Source organism: Streptomyces sp. T12 (assembly GCF_028736035.1).
Classification (GTDB): domain Bacteria; phylum Actinomycetota; class Actinomycetes; order Streptomycetales; family Streptomycetaceae; genus Streptomyces.
The window spans coordinates 7,955,608-7,972,660 of sequence record NZ_CP117866.1 but is presented as its reverse complement, the minus strand read 5'-3'; the positions used below and the strand labels follow the sequence as shown (position 1 = coordinate 7,972,660).

At 68.9% G+C, this 17,053-nt stretch carries 17 protein-coding genes; 10 read left to right on the top strand and 7 right to left on the bottom strand.

Annotated features, from left to right (window positions below; translation table 11 throughout):
* Positions 1-35 precede the first annotated feature (35 nt).
* Together PBV52_RS35875 and PBV52_RS35870 are read right to left on the bottom strand one after the other, a co-directional pair.
* Entirely contained in the window at positions 36-1,427 is a 1,392-nt protein-coding gene (locus PBV52_RS35875; RefSeq protein WP_274244130.1) for a HAMP domain-containing sensor histidine kinase, read from the bottom strand.
* Positions 1,428-1,436: 9 nt separating this feature from the next.
* Entirely contained in the window at positions 1,437-2,123 is a 687-nt protein-coding gene (locus tag PBV52_RS35870) for a response regulator transcription factor (protein WP_274244128.1), read from the bottom strand.
* 288 nt (positions 2,124-2,411) lie between these two features.
* On the opposite strand from PBV52_RS35870, the gene PBV52_RS35865 reads away from it, so the two are divergent.
* From PBV52_RS35865 to PBV52_RS35845, 5 genes are all read left to right on the top strand, one after another.
* Complete coding sequence (locus PBV52_RS35865) at positions 2,412-3,188, top strand: amino acid ABC transporter ATP-binding protein (RefSeq protein ID WP_128430829.1); 777 nt, start codon at positions 2,412-2,414, stop codon at positions 3,186-3,188.
* A gap of 108 nt (positions 3,189-3,296) precedes the next feature.
* Positions 3,297-4,142: a glutamate ABC transporter substrate-binding protein gene (locus PBV52_RS35860; protein WP_274244125.1), complete on the top strand. Its 846-nt coding sequence runs from the start codon at positions 3,297-3,299 to the stop codon at positions 4,140-4,142.
* Between the two features lie 96 nt (positions 4,143-4,238).
* Positions 4,239-4,913, top strand: coding sequence for an amino acid ABC transporter permease (locus tag PBV52_RS35855; RefSeq protein WP_274244123.1), 675 nt, complete (start codon positions 4,239-4,241; stop codon positions 4,911-4,913).
* On the top strand, positions 4,910-5,818 hold the full coding sequence (locus PBV52_RS35850) for an amino acid ABC transporter permease (RefSeq protein ID WP_274244121.1): 909 nt from the start codon (positions 4,910-4,912) through the stop codon (positions 5,816-5,818). Before PBV52_RS35855 ends, PBV52_RS35850 begins: the two co-directional genes overlap by 4 nt.
* Positions 5,819-6,021: 203 nt before the next feature.
* Entirely contained in the window at positions 6,022-7,719 is a 1,698-nt protein-coding gene (locus tag PBV52_RS35845; RefSeq protein ID WP_274244118.1) for an FAD-dependent monooxygenase, read from the top strand.
* A 133-nt stretch (positions 7,720-7,852) separates the two neighbouring features.
* Here the strand turns inward: PBV52_RS35845 and PBV52_RS35840 are convergent, their stop codons facing one another.
* A complete protein-coding gene (locus tag PBV52_RS35840) occupies positions 7,853-9,073 on the bottom strand; it encodes a transposase (protein ID WP_274244117.1) in 1,221 nt (406 codons plus the stop codon).
* A 17-nt stretch (positions 9,074-9,090) separates the two neighbouring features.
* Between PBV52_RS35840 and PBV52_RS51460 the strand changes: the two genes are divergently transcribed.
* The 4 genes from PBV52_RS51460 to PBV52_RS35825 all read left to right on the top strand — a co-directional run bounded on the left by PBV52_RS51460 (position 9,091) and on the right by PBV52_RS35825 (position 10,669).
* Positions 9,091-9,294 (top strand): Arc family DNA-binding protein, encoded by a 204-nt coding sequence (locus tag PBV52_RS51460; RefSeq protein ID WP_306801457.1) that lies wholly within the window; start codon positions 9,091-9,093, stop codon positions 9,292-9,294.
* Positions 9,295-9,390: 96 nt separating this feature from the next.
* Positions 9,391-9,477, top strand: a complete 87-nt coding sequence (locus PBV52_RS51880; RefSeq protein WP_313960178.1) for a putative leader peptide — start codon at positions 9,391-9,393, stop codon at positions 9,475-9,477.
* A gap of 107 nt (positions 9,478-9,584) precedes the next feature.
* Entirely contained in the window at positions 9,585-10,157 is a 573-nt protein-coding gene (locus PBV52_RS35830; RefSeq protein WP_274244115.1) for a cysteine dioxygenase, read from the top strand.
* 68 nt (positions 10,158-10,225) lie between these two features.
* The gene (locus PBV52_RS35825; protein ID WP_274249794.1) at positions 10,226-10,669 is read left to right on the top strand and encodes a rhodanese-like domain-containing protein; all 444 of its coding nucleotides are present in this window, start codon (positions 10,226-10,228) and stop codon (positions 10,667-10,669) included.
* A 304-nt stretch (positions 10,670-10,973) separates the two neighbouring features.
* On the opposite strand, the gene recX is transcribed toward PBV52_RS35825, so the two are convergent.
* The 4 genes from recX to PBV52_RS35805 all read right to left on the bottom strand — a co-directional run bounded on the left by recX (position 10,974) and on the right by PBV52_RS35805 (position 15,294).
* Entirely contained in the window at positions 10,974-11,954 is a 981-nt protein-coding gene (gene recX, locus PBV52_RS35820; protein ID WP_274244113.1) for a recombination regulator RecX, read from the bottom strand.
* Between the two features lie 3 nt (positions 11,955-11,957).
* Complete coding sequence (gene recA / locus PBV52_RS35815; RefSeq protein WP_274244111.1) at positions 11,958-13,085, bottom strand: recombinase RecA; 1,128 nt, start codon at positions 13,083-13,085, stop codon at positions 11,958-11,960.
* Positions 13,086-13,767: 682 nt separating this feature from the next.
* Positions 13,768-15,039 carry an AI-2E family transporter gene (locus PBV52_RS35810; protein ID WP_274244109.1) on the bottom strand — a complete coding sequence of 424 codons (1,272 nt, stop codon included), beginning with the start codon at positions 15,037-15,039 and terminating at the stop codon, positions 13,768-13,770.
* Positions 15,040-15,099: 60 nt separating this feature from the next.
* Positions 15,100-15,294: a DUF3046 domain-containing protein gene (locus PBV52_RS35805; protein ID WP_128430821.1), complete on the bottom strand. Its 195-nt coding sequence runs from the start codon at positions 15,292-15,294 to the stop codon at positions 15,100-15,102.
* Positions 15,295-16,120: 826 nt separating this feature from the next.
* Here PBV52_RS35805 and PBV52_RS35800 point away from each other — a divergent pair.
* On the top strand, positions 16,121-17,053 hold the full coding sequence (locus tag PBV52_RS35800) for a helix-turn-helix transcriptional regulator (protein WP_274244107.1): 933 nt from the start codon (positions 16,121-16,123) through the stop codon (positions 17,051-17,053).

The window sequence follows — 17,053 nt, the reverse complement described above, 5'->3', positions numbered from 1 at the left end:
GAACCCTGCCGGCGTAAGAACCTTGCCGACCCGCGCTAGGACGTCGGCCCCGACCTGGGCACCGTCACCGTCACCTGCAAGCCGTGCGGCTCATGACGGCCGTACGAGATGGAGCCCCCGCCCGCCGCGAGCAGCACGCGCGAGATCGACAGCCCCAGACCCGAGCCCTTGATGTTCTGGTGCCGGCCGCTGCGCCAGAAGCGGTCGCCGATGCGGGCGAGCTCCTCGTCGGTGAGGCCGGGGCCGTTGTCGGTCACGACGATCGTCGACGCACTGCCGTTGGAGGTGACGGTCACCTCGACCCGCTCGTCCTCCGGCGTGAACTTGACCGCGTTGTCGATCACCGCGTCCAGCGCGCTGGACAGCGCGATCGGGTCGGCCCACGCGGTGGTGGGCGGACAGTCCCCCACCAGCCGTACGCCCTTGGCCTCGGCCGTCGGCGACCAGGCCGCGACACGCTCGGCGGCCAGCGCGCCGACGTCGGTGAGCCGGAGATCGGCGTCGGTGTGCTCGGCCAGGGCCAGGTCGAGCAGGTCGTCCAGGACCTGCGCCAGGCGCTTGCCCTCGGCCTGCACCGAAGCGATCTCCTCATTGCCCTCGGGAAGTTCGAAGGCGAGCAGCTCGATGCGCAGCAGCAGCGCCGCGAGCGGGTTGCGCAGCTGGTGCGAGGCGTCGGCGACGAAGGCGCGCTGCTGCTCCAGCACGTCCTCGACGTTGTCCGCCATCTCGTTGAACGCCCGAGCCAGCCGCCGGAGTTCCGGCGGACCGCTGGCCACCGCGACCCGTGATTTCAGGCGCCCGCTGGCGATGGCGTGCGTGGTGGCGTCGAGCACCCGAACCGGCCTGAGCACCCAGCCGGTGAGCCGGAGCGCGGCGCCGACGGCCACCAGCATCGCGGCCGTCAGCCCCGCGCCGATGATCAGCCAGCCGTGCAGGATCCGCGAACGCATCTGCCCGGTGGGCGAGTCGGTGACGACGACCGCGACGACGTCGCCGTCCCGGATGACCGGCGAGGCGATGACGAGGCGGCCGCGCTGCCAGGGCCACACCTGCTTGGGGTCGTGGCTGCGCCGGCTGAGCAGCGACTCCTCGAAGGCGTCGCGCACCTCGCCGGTCTCGGGCAGGAACCAGGTCGTCGGCCCGTTGGCCAGGGGCGTGTCGTTGGGCAGGAAGACGCCGGCCCGGATGCCGTAGACGTCGTAGTAGCTCTCGAGTTCCCGGCTCAGGATGCGGAGCTCGTCGCGGGGCCCGGAGGTGGTGGCGGCGCCGGGCCGTGCGATGGCCGCGAAGTACGCCGTGTCGTCGATCCGGTCGACGACGACCTTCTGCTGCTGGGCCGCGGCCAGGCTGACGGCGAGCGGTACGCCGAGGGCGAGCAGCACGGCCGCCATCAGGACGATGAGCAGCGGGAGGAGACGAGTGCGCACCCTTACCCGCTACGAGGCCGGGGAGACGAGTCGGTAGCCGACGCCGCGTACGGTCTCGATCAGCGCCGGCATGCGCAGCTTGGCGCGCAGGGACGCCACATGCACCTCAAGGGTGCGCCCCGTCCCCTCCCAACTCGTGCGCCACACTTCGCTGATGATCTGCTCCCGGCGGAAGACCACCCCGGGGCGCTGGGCGAGCAGGGCGAGGAGATCGAACTCCTTGCGGGTCAGTTGGACAACCGAACCGTCGACGCTGACCTGGCGGGTGGGCAGTTCGATGTGTACGGCGCCCAGGCGCAGCACGCCGTCGCCACCCGTTTCGGCATCCTCCTGCACGGTGCGCCGGCTGACGGCGTGGATCCGGGCGAGCAGCTCTCCGGTGTCGTACGGCTTCACCACATAGTCGTCGGCCCCGAGGTTGAGGCCGTGGATGCGGGAGCGGACGTCGGAGCGCGCGGTGACCATGATCACCGGGGTGCTGGTGCGCTTGCGGATCTTGCCGCAGACCTCGTACCCGTCCTGGTCGGGCAGGCCGAGGTCGAGGAGGACGACGCCGAAGCCGTTGCCCTCGGGGACGAGTGCCTGGAGGGCCTCCTCGCCGCTACGCGCGTGCGTGACCTCGAAACCGTGCCGTGCCAGGACCGCGGACAGCGCGGCGGCGACGTGGTTGTCGTCCTCTACGAGGAGCAGTCTCATCCCGGCCTCCTTCGGTTCATCGGCCGTACGATTCAGGTAGCTAAACAGTGCGTGCACACGCGCGCGTGCATCATGGCAGTCACGCTGATGGACGACGACGCCGTCAAGTGGGTTCCGGTTGCTCACGGCTTCCGTTATGCAGCCGGTACGCGCCCAGGTCCCAAGTGCTACGACACGTGTCCGATTGCTATCGGATCGTGATGCTCAGATTCCCCTCAGAACTAATGACGCAGGTCGGATACGGTTATTACTGTCCTCCGAAACCGAGGAGGACGGAGCCTGAGAGCGATGACCGAAGTATCGGTGGCCAAGGAAGATGTGGCCGCGACCGGCGAGCTGGTCGTCCTGAAGAACGTGAACAAGCACTTCGGCGCGTTGCACGTGCTCCAGGACATCGACCTGACGATCGCCCGCGGCGAGGTCGTCGTGGTCATCGGACCCTCCGGGTCCGGGAAGTCCACCCTGTGCCGCACCATCAACCGCCTGGAGACGATCGACTCCGGCGCGATCGCGATCGACGGCAAGCCCCTGCCCGCCGAGGGCAAGGCGCTGGCCAAACTGCGTGCCGATGTCGGAATGGTCTTCCAGTCCTTCAACCTTTTCGCGCACAAGACCGTGCTCGAGAACGTGATGCTGGGCCAGATCAAGGTCCGCAAGACCGACAAGAAGAAGGCCGAGGAGAAGGCCCGCTCCCTGCTCGACCGGGTGGGCGTGGGCAGCCAGGCGGACAAGTACCCCGCACAGCTCTCCGGCGGCCAGCAGCAGCGTGTGGCCATCGCCCGTGCGCTGGCCATGGACCCCAAGGTCATGCTCTTCGACGAGCCGACGTCGGCTCTCGACCCGGAGATGATCAACGAGGTCCTGGAGGTCATGCAGCAGCTCGCCCGCGACGGCATGACCATGATCGTCGTCACCCACGAGATGGGCTTCGCCCGTTCGGCCGCCAACCGGGTGGTGTTCATGGCGGACGGCAAGATCGTCGAAGAAGCTGTGCCCGACCAGTTCTTCAGCAACCCGCGCAGCGACCGCGCGAAGGACTTCCTGTCCAAGATCCTGCACCACTGACGGGGTGCGATACCGCACCACTGACGGACTGCTTCACGCACCCGACGACCTGCGTCAACCGCCGTTCCTGACGGCACGCATCTCTTCTTCACGCAAAGGATGTTCACCATGAAGCTCCGCAAGGTCTCCGCCGCGGCGGCCGCTGCACTCGTGCTCTCCCTCACTGCCACCGCCTGTGGTGGCGGTGACGGTGACAACGAGGGCGGCTCGGGTTCCGGTGGTGGCGACAAGATCAAGATCGGCATCAAGTACGACCAGCCGGGTCTGGGCCTGAAGGAGCCGGGCGGCACCTTCTCCGGCTTCGACGTGGACGTGGCGACGTACGTGGCCAAGGAGCTTGGCTACGACGCCAACCAGATCGAGTGGGTCGAGACCAAGAGTGCCGACCGCGAGAACGCGCTCAAGCGCGGTGACGTGAAGTTCATCGCTGCCACGTACTCGATCAACGACGAGCGCAAGAAGTCCGTCGACTTCGCCGGCCCCTACCTGCTGGCCCACCAGGACCTGCTGGTCAAGACCGACTCCGACATCACCGAGGCCACCGACCTCAACGGCAAGAACCTGTGCTCGGTGACCGGCTCCACCTCGGCGCAGAACGTCCATGACGACTTCGCACCGAAGGCCAATCTGCAGGAGCGGAGCGGCTACTCGGAGTGCATCTCCTCGCTGCAGAGCGGTGCCGTGGACGCCCTGACCACGGACGACTCGATCCTCGCCGGCTTCGCCGCGCAGGAGCAGTACAAGGGTCAGTTCAAGCTCGCCGGCCTGAAGCTGAGCAACGAGAACTACGGCATCGGCGTCAAGAAGGGCGACACCGAGACCCTCAACAAGATCAACGCCGCCCTCGAGAAGATGGTCAGCTCGAAGGCCTGGGACAAGGCGGTCACCGACAACTTCGGTCCGGCCAACTACAAGAACGAGCCCGCGCCGAAGATCGGCGTCATCGTCAAGTAGCGCAAGGGTCCACCGGCGCGCCGCCGTCCACCGCGATCAGGGCGGCGGCGCGCCGCGCTATCCACGTACGCCACCCACCCGGAAGCGCGGGAGATCGTGTTCGACTTTCTTTCTGACTATGACAACCCAACCCTGTTGGGCGCCTTCTGGATGACGGTGAAACTCACCTTCTTCTCCGGCATCGGCTCCCTGATCTGGGGAACCCTTCTGGCCGCGATGCGGGTCAGCCCGGTCCCGCTCATGCGTGGGTTCGGCACGGCCTATGTCAACATCGTCCGGAACATCCCCCTGACGGTCATCATCATCTTCACTTCGCTCGGCCTCGCCGATGTCTTCGGCGTGACGATGGGCGCCTCCGACTTCCAGGTCCGGGGCTTCCGCCTGGCGATCCTCGGTTTCGTCGTCTACACCGCAGCCTTCGTCTGCGAGGCGATTCGTTCCGGCATCAACACCGTGCCGCTCGGCCAGGCCGAGGCGGCCCGTGCCATCGGGCTGACCTTCAGCCAGACCCTGCGGCTCATCATCCTGCCGCAGGCCTTCCGCTCGGTCATCGGCCCGCTGGCCAACGTGTTGATCGCCCTGACCAAGAACACCACGGTGGCCGCCGCGATCGGCGTCGCCGAAGCCGCCTACCTGATGAAGCAAATGATCGAGAACGAGGCTCAGACCCTGCTCATCGGCGCGGTCTTCGCCTTCGGTTTCGTGGTACTGACCCTGCCCACCGGCCTCTTCCTCGGCTGGCTGAGCAAGCGACTGGCGGTGAAGCGATGACCTCCGTTCTCTACGACGCCCCGGGCCCTCGCGCCAAGCGGCGCAATGTGCTCATCTCGGTGATCTTCTTCGCCCTGCTCGCCCTTCTCGCGTGGTTCATCTGGGACGCCATGGACGAGAAGAACCAGCTGGAGTGGGCCCTGTGGAAGCCGTTCACCCAGTCGGAGGCCTGGACTACCTATCTGCTGCCGGGCCTCGGCAACACGCTGAAGGCCGCGGCGCTGGCCATGGTGATCGCGCTTCCGCTGGGCGCCTTCTTCGGCATCTCGCGTCTGTCCGACCACCGGTGGGTACGGGGTCCGGCCGCCTCGGTGATCGAGTTCTTCCGGGCGATCCCGGTCCTCCTGCTGATCCTGTTCGCCAACGAGGCCTACGATCGCTGGGCGAACGTCACCACTGAACAGCGGCAGCTCTACGCAGTCGTCACCGGCCTGGTGCTCTACAACGCGTCTGTCCTCGCCGAGGTCGTCCGCGCGGGCATCCTCGCCCTGCCCAAGGGGCAGTCGGAGGCCGCCAAGGCGATCGGCCTGCGCAAGGGCCAGACGATGCGGACCATCCTGCTGCCGCAGGCCGTCACCGCCATGCTGCCGGCCATCGTCAGCCAGCTCGTGGTCATCGTGAAGGACACCGCGCTGGGCGGCGTGATGATCGGGTTCACCGAGCTGCTCAATTCACGCGGCACCCTGGCGGCCAATTACGCCAACCCCATCGCCAGCTTCATCGTGGTGTCGATCATCTACATCGTGCTCAACTTCATGCTCACCAGCTTCGCGAGCTGGCTGGAGCAGCGGCTCCGCCGCAGCAAGAAGAGCACGGGCGCGGTCCTCAGCGCCGAGGATATGGAGGAGCTCAACCCGGCAGCGACGGGCGGCACCTACGGGACAGGCGCCGGTGGCTCCATCTGATGAACGGTCCGAGGGCTGCCATCTGATGAGCAGTCAAGTGGCATGAACGGCACGGAGGGCAGTGGCATGATCGCCACTGCCCTCCGTCACTTGACGCAAGCACCGGCAATGGGTTGCATACGTTCTGTGATCGTGCACCCTGCTCCAACTCTCTGTTCACTTGCGTCTTTCGGGACACCGCTGCGGGCAGGGGGCGCCGCGCCGTGGACCCGGTGATCATCGTCGGAGCGGGGCCCGTCGGGCTCACGCTCGCCCTGGCGCTGGCCCGTCAGGAGGTGCCGTCCGTCGTCCTCGACGAGGGCCCCGGCAAGGACGAACCCCGCCTCGCGCGCACCGCCGTCCTGCGCGAGGACACCACCGCCCTCATAGAGCGCCTGACGGGCGTTCCGGTCGCCGAGGCCGGGGCACGCTGGGCCGGATGGCGGGCGATGCGGCGCAAGCAGGTGATGCGCGAGGTCACATTCGACGACGCCGCAGACGGGGGCGGCGGTGGCGTCATGAGCCCTGGAGGCGTCCCGAAGCCTGGGGGCGTAACGAACCAGGGGGGCGTCACGAACCCCGCCCCCCTGCACATCGCCCAGCACCTGCTGACCGACGCCCTGCGCGCGGCCCTCGCCGGCGAACGGCTCGTCAAGGTCGTCGTGGACAGCCGCCTGGACGCGATCGAGCAGGAGCCCTCGGGCGTCACCGCCCACACCCGCGGCCCCAAGGGCACCTGGTGGCGAGGCAGTTACCTGGTGGGCTGCGACGGTCAGCGCTCGACCGTACGAAAGCTGGAGGACATCCGCTTTCCGGGCCGTACGGCGGTGGAGCGACACGCCGTGGCCGCGCTGCGCGCGGAACTTCCCTGGGACGGTCAGGCGTTGCTCCATCGGATGCCGCCGTGGCGGACGTCCGGTCCTTCGGGCGGGGAGGTGACCGGACGGCCGCTCCCGGACGGGGTGTGGCGCCTGGACTGGCTGCTGCCGCCGGGCAAGGACCTGGTCACGCCCGAGATGCTGGTGGCCCGCGTCCGGGAGACGCTCGCCGGGTGGACCGGCGGGCCGACACCGCCGTACGAGCTCCTCGACACCGGGGTTCACACGGTCCACCACCGCCTGGCCCGGCGCTGGCGCGTGGGCCGCGTCTTTCTCGCCGGGGACGCGGCGCACTGCCTCGGCACGCTCGGCACGCACGGCCTGGACGAGGGGCTGCGGGACGCCGACAACCTCGCCTGGAAGCTGGCGTCGGCCTGGCACCACGGGCCGCACGAGGCTCTGCTCGACAGCTATCAGGCGGAGCGGCGCTCGGCCGTCGCCGCCCGGCTGCGCGCCGCCGACCAGGCGCTGCCGCTGCTGCGCGGCGGCGGAGGGTTGCGCGCGGTCGTCCCCGGCTCCGCGCGAGGCCATGACGCGCTGCTGATGGACGGCCACCTGGGGCACGGAGCGATCGGTGCGCCGGGGACGTACGCCGACTCCCCGCTCGCGCCCCGGTCCCTGGAGGGCGAGGTCCCCGTGGACACGCCGCGCGGTGCGCCGGTCATGGACGTGCGGGTCACCGCGGAGGACGGGTCCTTCGTGCAGCTGCGGGACCGGCTCGGGCGGGGCGCGCTGCTGGTCGTACTGATCGCGCCGGGCACGGGCGTGTGGGACCGCAAGCACTGGGCCACCGCCGGGATCATGCCCCGGCTGGCGGCCGCGGTGACGGCGCTGCCGTATCCGGCCGAGTTGCTGGTCGCGGAGAGCTATCCGGGGGCGGCCGCGCATTCGGTCCTGCTGGTGCGGCCTGACGGACACCTGGTGACGGCGTTGAGCGGGGTGCGGCCGGCCGATCTGTATGCGGCGGCCGAGACGGCGCTGGGTGGACCGGCCCAGTCTGCCAAGGCGGCCGAGGAGGCGGGGGCTACGGCCGGCTCGCGCTGAGCCGGCCGCGGGGAAGTGGCGCCCACCGGAGGTGTTACTCGTTCAAATCAAACTGTGCGGTCCGCATATTGACTGCTCCCCTTCCGGATGGGAGGGGGTTGCCTGCCATCCGGACTGAACGGGGATTCCTGGCTCAGGCTGCCTCTGGGAGCAGCGCCCCCGAAGGTCTTATGCCCTCAACACCAGCCGGGTTCAGACCTGCCCGGACGAGCATCACGCGGGCGGAGTTCTTGTCCCTGGGAGACACGGCTCCGCACGCGGTGCAGGTGTACGTGCGCGCGGACAGCGGCAGTGCGTGCTTGGTTCTCGCTCCGCACAATGCGCAGTCCATGGTGGTGTGCGCAGGATGCACGAGGCGGATGTCCCGCCCGTGCTTGCGGCCCATCTCCAGCAGGGCCCTCTTCACGGCGCCGATCGCTGCATCCGCCGCCTTGCGCGCCATTGAGGACTTGGCGAGGAACTTCGGCTTGAAGTCCTCGACAGCGACGGCGTCATGGTCGGTCACGACCTTCTTCGCCCACTTGCGGCCGGTGTCCTGCCGCTGCCGGGCGATCTTCGCGTAGGTCTTCGCCCGCCACTTCTGCGCCTCCCGATAACCCTTCGAAGCAGCCTGCCCCTTCCTCGGTCTGCGACGGGCCATCATCCGGTCATACCGCGTCAGCTTGGCCTGGCTCTTGCGGCCGTGCTGGGCGTGCGGGAGGTCGTGCGCGTCGGACGTAGTGGTCGCGGTCTCCTTCACGCCCCAGTCCACGCCGAGCACCTGGCCGGTCTCGGGTAACGGCTGCATCTGGGTCGGAACCACGAACGAGCAGTACCAGTGCCCAACGCTGTCCTGATACACGCCCACCGAGGAGGGTTCGGCGGGCAGGTCCCGCGACCACACCACCGTCAACACGATCCCGCCCGCCAAGTGCAAGCGATCGTCCTTCAGCCGGAACCCGCGCCGGGTGTAGTTCAGCGTCGGCAAGGCTTCGTGCTTCTTCTTCCACTTCGGCATCCCGGCCCGCTGCCACTGAGGCAGGCGTTCCCGGATGTCCTTGTGTGCCTTGGCGCGGGACTTGCCGAAGTCCCGGATCAGCTGCTGCTGCGGAACGCTGGAGCCCTCACGCAACCACGGCGTATGCTCCCGCGCCGCAGTCAGCATCTTGTCGAGCTGTGCCGGGCCGCAAGTCCGCTGCTCGCCTGTGGCCTTGTTGTACAGGTGGGTGGCCTTGGACTTGGCGACACATTCGTTCCAGATCCACCGGCATCGGTCCCACTCCGCCAGCAGTGCCGAACGGCTCGTCGACGACACACGCAGCCGGTAGGTGTACCGGGCGTGCCCAGTCCCCTGCATTTCCGGTGGCGTCGTCATGATGCCGAAATAGCGCCATGATCCGCTTCTCACTCCGCATGCCGGAAGACCTACACGAATGGGTGATCGCTCGCGCGGCCACGGACCGCCGGTCCCTCAACTCCGAGATCCTCCATCTCATCGAGATCGCCCTCAGTACCACTGGAGCGGACGCCGGATCACCGGACAGTGATGCAGCGACTCCTGGCCCACTCCACAGGAACCCGGGTTCTCCCCCGTGAGCGGGAGGCACCCCCGGCCCGAAGACTGGGGCATCCTCCGGTAATCCCGACGACTGTGAGTTGACCGGCCCGCAGCGGCATGCTGTACTCCCGACCATGACCGACACCTGTGTGCGCCTGTGGCGGAGGGTCCATATGGACCTCGTCCGCTATGCGGGCTGCGTGTGTCGCCCATCCTGCTGAATTCGCATCCCCATTTCTTCCCCGCGTTCTTCCCGCGCGTGCCACTCCTGTCGCTTGTTGCATGTGGCCTCGCGGGCTCTGTGCGAACTCTCCTCAGGACGGTGCCCGTGTCTGTCTCTTCTGCCGCCGTTGACGCTTCCCAGCCGGTTTCCGCGTCGGCTTCCACATCGGCCTCCGCGTCGGTTTCCCTGCCCACACAGGCAGACCTTCTCGACTTCGTACGGCGTACTGCCGCCGACTCCGACTTGATCGCCTCGCTTCCGCTCGACCCCGAGGGCCGTACCTGGGTACGCCTCGAAGGCCCCGGCGGCAGCGAAGCCTGGCTGATCGGCTGGCCGCCCGGAACCGGCACCGGCTGGCACGACCACGCCGAGTCGGTCGGGGCCTTCGTGACAGCGGCCGGTGAGCTCAGGGAGCACTCCCTCGCCGTCCGACTGCCCGCCGACGGCTGGAAGACGCTGGAACTGGCGGACGACGTGGATCGGTCACGCCCGCTGCCGGCCGGAAAGGGCCGCTCCTTCGGCCGCCACCATGTGCACGAGGTCCTCAACGAGTCCTCCGACCGGCATGCGATCTCCGTTCACGCCTACTACCCGCCCCTCCCGCAGATCCGCCGCTTCAGCCGCAGCGGACCGATCCTGCGTCTGGAGCAGGTGGAGCAGCCGGAGGACTGGCAGTGAGCGGGGGCGAGTCGACGTTGGGCGGTGTGGGCAAGCAGCGGGCCGTCGGCGGTGAGTCGCAGGGCAGCGTGAGCGACACGGGTGAACGGCCGGTCGGCATCGACGAGTTGCTGGAGCGCGTGCGCTCCGGCTACGAGCGGATCGAGCCTCGGGAGGCCTACGAGGCCGCTCAGCACGGCGAGGCTCTACTGGTCGACATCCGGTACGCGGCCCTGCGCGAGCGGGACGGCCTGATCCCCGGCGCCCTCGTCATCGAGCGCAACGAACTGGAGTGGCGGCTCGATCCACAGGGCAGCCATCGCACCCCCGAGGCCACGAGCCACGACCTGCGAGTCGTGGTGATCTGCAACGAGGGCTACGCGTCCAGCCTGGCCGTCGAGTCGCTACGACGACTGGGGCTGCACCGGGCCACCGATCTCGTCGGGGGGTTCCAGGGGTGGCGCGCGGAAGGGTTTCCGGTGACTTCGGGGGCGGGGTCTGTTGCCGGGGCGGAGGTCGAGGTGGAGGGCTAGCGGCTGGCCTAAGTTCATCTCTGACGGGGCCGTAGTCATCTCCGTCGTTGCCGTCATCGGCGCGTCATTGCCGACCTCGGCTCTGCCGGCGAGCGCGGCCACGTAGCGCGGCACACGCACGCCCACCGAGCCTCACCCCTACACCCCTACGACCGCCCCCTCACCCCGCCCGGCCCCGAACGCGATGAGCGCCCCCGCGCGTCCACCGTGTCCGGGGCCGGAATCCTGCGTTCGCGAACCCTCGCCCGCTTCCAGGCCCTCAGCTACCAGAGCCTCTGCTTCCGAGCCCGGCCCGCTACAGGAGTCAGAACCCCTCGTCCCCGAGGAACTCCGTGTCCTCGCCCTCTTCCTCCAAGGCCTGTCGGACCACCCGCAGGGCCATGCCCTCGGGGTAGCCCTTACGGGCGAGCATGCCCGCGAGGCGGCGCAGGCGTTTGTCGCGGTCGAGGCCGCGGGTGGAGCGCAGTTTGCGGGCGACGAGTTCGCGAGCGGTCGCCTCCTCCTGCTCGGAATCGAGCTGGGCGACGGCCGCGTCGATCAGCGTGGAGTCGACGCCCTTGGTGCGCAGTTCCTGGGCGAGCGCACGTCGGGCCAGCCCTCGGCCGTGGTGCCGGGACTCCACCCAGGCGTCCGCGAACGCACTGTCGTTGATGAGGCCGACCTCCTCGAACCGCGACAGCACCTCCTCGGCGGCGTCATCCGGGATCTCCCGCTTGCGCAGGGCGTCCGCGAGTTGCTTCCGCGTGCGCGGGGTCCCGGTGAGCAGGCGCAGACAGATCGCCCGCGCCTGCTCCACCGGGTCCCCTGGGGGCGCCCCCATCCCGGCCCTCGACGAAGCAGGGGCACCTCCGTCCTCACCGGACGGCTCCGTGCGGCCGCGCCGACGACGCCCGTGTGAGCCGCCCGAGCCATCCGATCCCCGAGCCCCACCACGGCCACGACCGCGACGCGAGCCGCCGCCGGGCGCACCGGCACCGAGCACCGAGCCGCCCTCCGACCCCGCCTCGCCGTCCACCGCGCCATGGCGCTGCTCGTCGCCGTACGCCAAGCCCGCACCGTCGCCGTACGCCAGGCCCGGCTCGTCGCCGTACCCGTCGTACACCCCACTCGTGCCGTACGGCGCCGTGCCGTCGTTCCCCCCGTCCATGCCATGGGCCGCATCGGTCGCGTCCCCTCCGTAGGCGTAGCCGCCCAGTCCGGAGGAGCCCGCGTCGCCGCCTCGCCCCCGCTTGCGCGGAGCGTCCGGGTAGGCGGCGTACTCGGCCCAGTCCGTGCGTCGTGTCACGGGTCAGCTCTTGGCTGCCGCGGCCTTGGTCTTGGCCGCCTTGGCCGCCGCCGGAGCCGGCACCGTCTTCGCGGTGTCGTCCGGGGTGGCGGAGACCGCGGCGTCCGCGCCCGGCTCGGCGGCCGGCTTCTCCGGACGCACGCCGACGCCCAGCTTCTCCTTGATCTTCTTCTCGATCTCGTTGGCCAGGTCGGGGTTGTCCTTCAGGAAGTTGCGCGCATTCTCCTTGCCCTGGCCGAGCTGGTCGCCCTCGTACGTGTACCAGGCGCCGGCCTTGCGGACGAAGCCGTGCTCCACGCCCATGTCGATCAGGCCGCCCTCGCGGCTGATGCCATGGCCGTAGAGGATGTCGAACTCGGCCTGCTTGAAGGGCGGCGCGACCTTGTTCTTGACGACCTTGCAGCGGGTGCGGTTACCGACCGCCTCCGTGCCGTCCTTCAGGGTCTCGATGCGGCGGATGTCGATACGCACCGACGCGTAGAACTTCAGCGCCCGGCCACCGGTCGTGGTCTCCGGGGAGCCGAACATCACGCCGATCTTCTCGCGGAGCTGGTTGATGAAGATCGCGGTGGTCTTGGACTGGTTGAGCGCGCTGGTGATCTTCCGCAGGGCCTGGCTCATCAGACGGGCCTGCAGACCGACGTGGCTGTCGCCCATCTCGCCCTCGATCTCCGCGCGCGGGACGAGCGCGGCGACGGAGTCGATGACGATGAGGTCGAGGGCTCCGGAGCGGACCAGCATGTCCACGATCTCCAGGGCCTGCTCGCCGTTGTCCGGCTGGGACAGGATCAGGTTGTCGATGTCGACGCCGAGCTTCTTCGCGTACTCGGGGTCGAGGGCGTGCTCCGCGTCCACAAAGGCGACTTGGCCGCCGGCCTTCTGGGCGTTCGCCACCGCGTGCAGGGTCAGGGTCGTCTTACCGGAGGACTCCGGGCCGTACACCTCCACCACCCGGCCACGCGGCAGGCCGCCGACGCCGAGGGCGACGTCGAGTGCGGTCGACCCGGTGGGGATGACCTCGATGGGCTCGTTCGGCCGCTCGCCCATGCGCATGACCGCGCCCTTGCCGAATTGCCGTTCAATCTGTGCGAGCGCGGCGTCGAGCGCCTTCTCGCGGTCGGTTCCTGCCATGGGTTCCACCCGGTTTGCTTGAGTCGATCGCTTCACGTCAAAGACGCTAACGCCTGCCACTGACAATGCGCCCCGACGCCCGTCCGGCCTGTGGATAACTGGGGCACTTCTCCATCGAAACCGTGGCGAACTGCCCGTCGAGCGCCCCGCCGGAGCCTCCATGAGAATGGATGTTCGATTTTTGTGTCAAGCACACCACGCGACACCCTCGAGACTACGTGTCCCGTGTCGGCGAAGGTGAAGGTTGAGCGCGGCGTTCACGCACGAGACGACGGCGCTGGCGGCGCCGGGCGGCCCAGCGCGCGCACTCGGTGCCGAGCCCCAGCAACAGAACGACTAGGAGCGCTGCGGCCACGACGAGCTGAGATACAGCGGCCACCACCAGATCCGCCCGGTAAAACCCGAAGCCGACCACGGTGGATCCGGCAGGCCCGACCGTCAGCACCAGGCAGAGGCTCATTGTCGGACCAGGGGTGTGTCTTTCAGACGCCCATTGCTTGGGCCTACCCAGAACCAGTACACCGCCAGCAGCAGCACATCGAGCGCTGTGATCCAGACCGCCACGAAGACGTCCACGACCCACGCGAGCATGGACTCATCTTCCGGCGTTGAGCCCATCCGGACTTGAGTACGGCTACTCAATCCTGGACGCTCCGGATTCCCGTCGCGCGCAGCTGGGGGCTCAGACGGAGCTCCCCCCGGAGCTCCCCGTCTCTGCCGGGGGCTGCTTCCCCGGCCGTCGTACCCACAACTCACGCGCGCGTGCAAACAGGTTGCCGCCTGTGCCCCGTCCCCGATGTCCATGGACGCGCGGGTCGTCCGTGACGTCGTACCGCTTCACGTAGGCCCCGAGGAACGCCTGCAGCGTGGCGACCGCCGGGATGGCGATCAGTGCGCCCACCGCGCCGAGAAGGGCGGTGCCCGCGATGACCGAACCGAAGGCGACCGCGGGGTGGATGTCTACGGTCTTCGCGGTCAGCTTGGGCTGCAGCACATAGTTCTCGAACTGCTGGTAGACCACGACGAAGGCCAGCACCCACAGCGCGTACCAAGGATCGACCGTGAAGGCGATCAGCATGGGCAGGGCGCCCGCGAGATACGTGCCGATGGTGGGGATGAACTGCGACACCAGGCCGACCCACACGGCGAGCACGGGCGCGTACGGCACGTCCAGGCTCGCCAGCAGGATGTAGTGGGCTATGCCGGAGATCAGCGCCATCAGGCCGCGCGAGTACAGGTAGCCACCCGTCTTGTTGACGGCGATCTCCCACGCGCGCAGCACCTCGGCCTGCCTGGCCGGCGGCAGTACGGAGCACAGTGCGCGGCGCAGTCGCGGGCCGTCAGCGGCGAAGTAGAACGAGAACAGCGTGATCGTCAGCAGCTGGAAGAGACCGCCGAGGACCTGGGCGGACACGTCCAGGACGCCAGTGGCGCTGTTCTGCACGTAGTTGCGTAGCCAGTCGGAGCGCAGCAGGCCCTCCTGGACGTCCACGCGGCGCAGCTCGGTGTGGAAGTGCGTGTTGATCCAGTTGATGACGGAGTCGAGGTAGTTCGGGAAATCCTCGACGATCTTGATGATCTGGCCCGCGAGCATCGACCCCATCAGCGTCACGAACCCGGCGGACACGATGATCACGGCGAGGAAGACGATGCCGGTGGCCAGCCCTCGACGCATGCCGCGCGCGGCCATCCAGCTCACCGCCGGCTCGATGGCCAGAGCCAGGAAGAATGCGATGAGGATATTGATCAGCAGCCCCGTGAGCTGGTGAAAGGCCCAGCTGCCCAGCTGGAACGCGCCGACGAGCGCCAGCGCCAGCACCATGGCCCGCGGCAGCCAGCGCGGCATGCGGCCGCTCGACCCGGCGGCGCCCTCGCCCGGGGGCCGGGTGGGCGGCGTCGTGCCGAACGGGGATCCGTGCCGGGCGAGCTGCCCGGTCTCGTCAGTGCGTGCCACGGAGCAAGTGTCGCCCACGCCACCGACAACCGGCTGCCGTCCTGCGATCTTCGTGACCGGTCAGCGCTTCTCCCCCGGAACGTTCATGACGGCGCACACCACACGCCACACATCCTTGGCCTCCCAGCCGGCGTCCAGCGCCTCGTGCACCGTGCGCCCGCCGAGCTCCGTCATCACGTGGTCGCGCGCGAAGGTGTCGGCGTATCCCGGACCGAAGTGATCCGCCATCCGCTCCCAGAAGACCGTCAACCGCATGAATTCCGCTCCATACACACCTTGACCTGCATGTTTCCCACCTCTTACACCGCCGCATGACCGTCAGGGAGTTTCCAGGGAGTTGGCCTCCCTGCTGAACCAAGCATCCATGGCGGCGCGACCTCGCCTGCCCGCGTCGGGCATAAAGGTGCGTGTATGTACGCAGAGTAAAGCCAGGGTCGGTGTGCCCGAGCCAGCGGGCGAGGGAGACGATCGGCTCGCCGGCTTCGAGCTGGACGCCGGCGTAGGTCCACTTTGCCGATGAGTTGAGTCCCGGGGTGCCCGGACCGGCGGTCGGCGGTCGGCGAGCCATCGGCCCAGAGCCCGATCCAGCGCTTCGCCGTCGACGCGGGTCAGGAGGCGGCACTCTGCCGATTCCGAGGGAGTCAGCTTCTTGGGCAGGAGCGGATCCGGACAGGCGCCGAGCTGTTCCAGCACATGCTCCGGGGCATCCGCGATCCACTCGGCGACCGCAAGGCATGAGCGACTCCATTCTGTCCGGACGTGGATAGGCGTTCGGCGGACTTGAAGTGCTGGTGGGGGGCAGGAGTTGGGGGTGGATCTGGTGCCTGCCTCGGCGCGGCGCGGTGACGCGTCCCTGGCGTGCAATTGTCAAGGTGAGGCTGCCGCTCACCCTCAGACCTCTCAGGTTCACGCCCGCGCACCGGTGTTCTTGACTGACTCCCGCAACAGCGAACAGACCACGGCTTCTCCGGCGGCGACCGGCTCGGACGAGGACCGGAGGGGCTGCTGCGAACAAACGGGGGAGCACGTGAGGAACGAGTCCATACTGCGCTTAGGGCCCGTGGCCCGTCTGAGGGTTTCCGTGTGCCGTCAGCCTCTGCCGACGGTGCTGTCACTGCTGGCCGATGCCCTCGGCGCGGCCGTCCAGGGGGTACCGCCCGAGTGGCGGTCCGCGGCTCGCCGCGCGTGTCCGCGCGCCGCGGCCCAGGCGCTGAGTCCCGCGTGCGGCAGCGACCGGTTGTGGCTGCCGGACTGTCTGTCCCCTTCTCCGCTCGACACGGACGATGTCCCCGCACAACTCGACCGGGCGGCCGCGGTCACCACGGAGCAACTCGGCGAGGAACTGGCCAAGAGGTTCCCGGCCGGCATCCCCGAGGCGTGGCAACGCGTACTCGAACGGCCGGCGCCGTTCATCGACGGCTACGTCCATGCGGCGGCGGGTATCTGGTCGGCGTTCGCGCCGGTATGGCATCGGTCGCGGCACCTTCTCGAACGTGAGGTGGAGCGCATCGGTATCGCCGCGGTCACCGGAACACTGGACACCGCCCTGACGGGGCTCGGTCCTCGCGTCCACCGGACCCCGGAGGGGCTGTGGCTGCCGGGGCGCGCCGCGGGCACGCTGGACCTGCCCGACCGCAGGCTCCTGCTCGTTCCCCTGGTGTCCGGTACCACCGCGGCCGTGCTCGGCCTCGGCGGCAAGGGCCCGTCCTGGATCGGCTACCCCGTGCCGGGGCTGCGGGAGCTGGCAGCCGGTTCGGCCACCACGAACCACCGTGCCCTCGACCCTCTGGAGGCGGTTCTCGGCGGTATGCGGGCCCGGGTCATGCGTCACGCACACCGGGGGCTGACCATGGGAGAGGTGAGCGCGCTGCTCCAGTGCGCGCCCGGAGCCGCGACGCACCACTGCAAGCTGCTGGAGGCGGCCGGACTCGTCCGGCGCAAGCGTCAGGGTCAGCAGGTGCGGCTGCTGCTGACCCGGCGCGGTGAACGGCTGCTGGGTGCCCTCGCCTCCTGA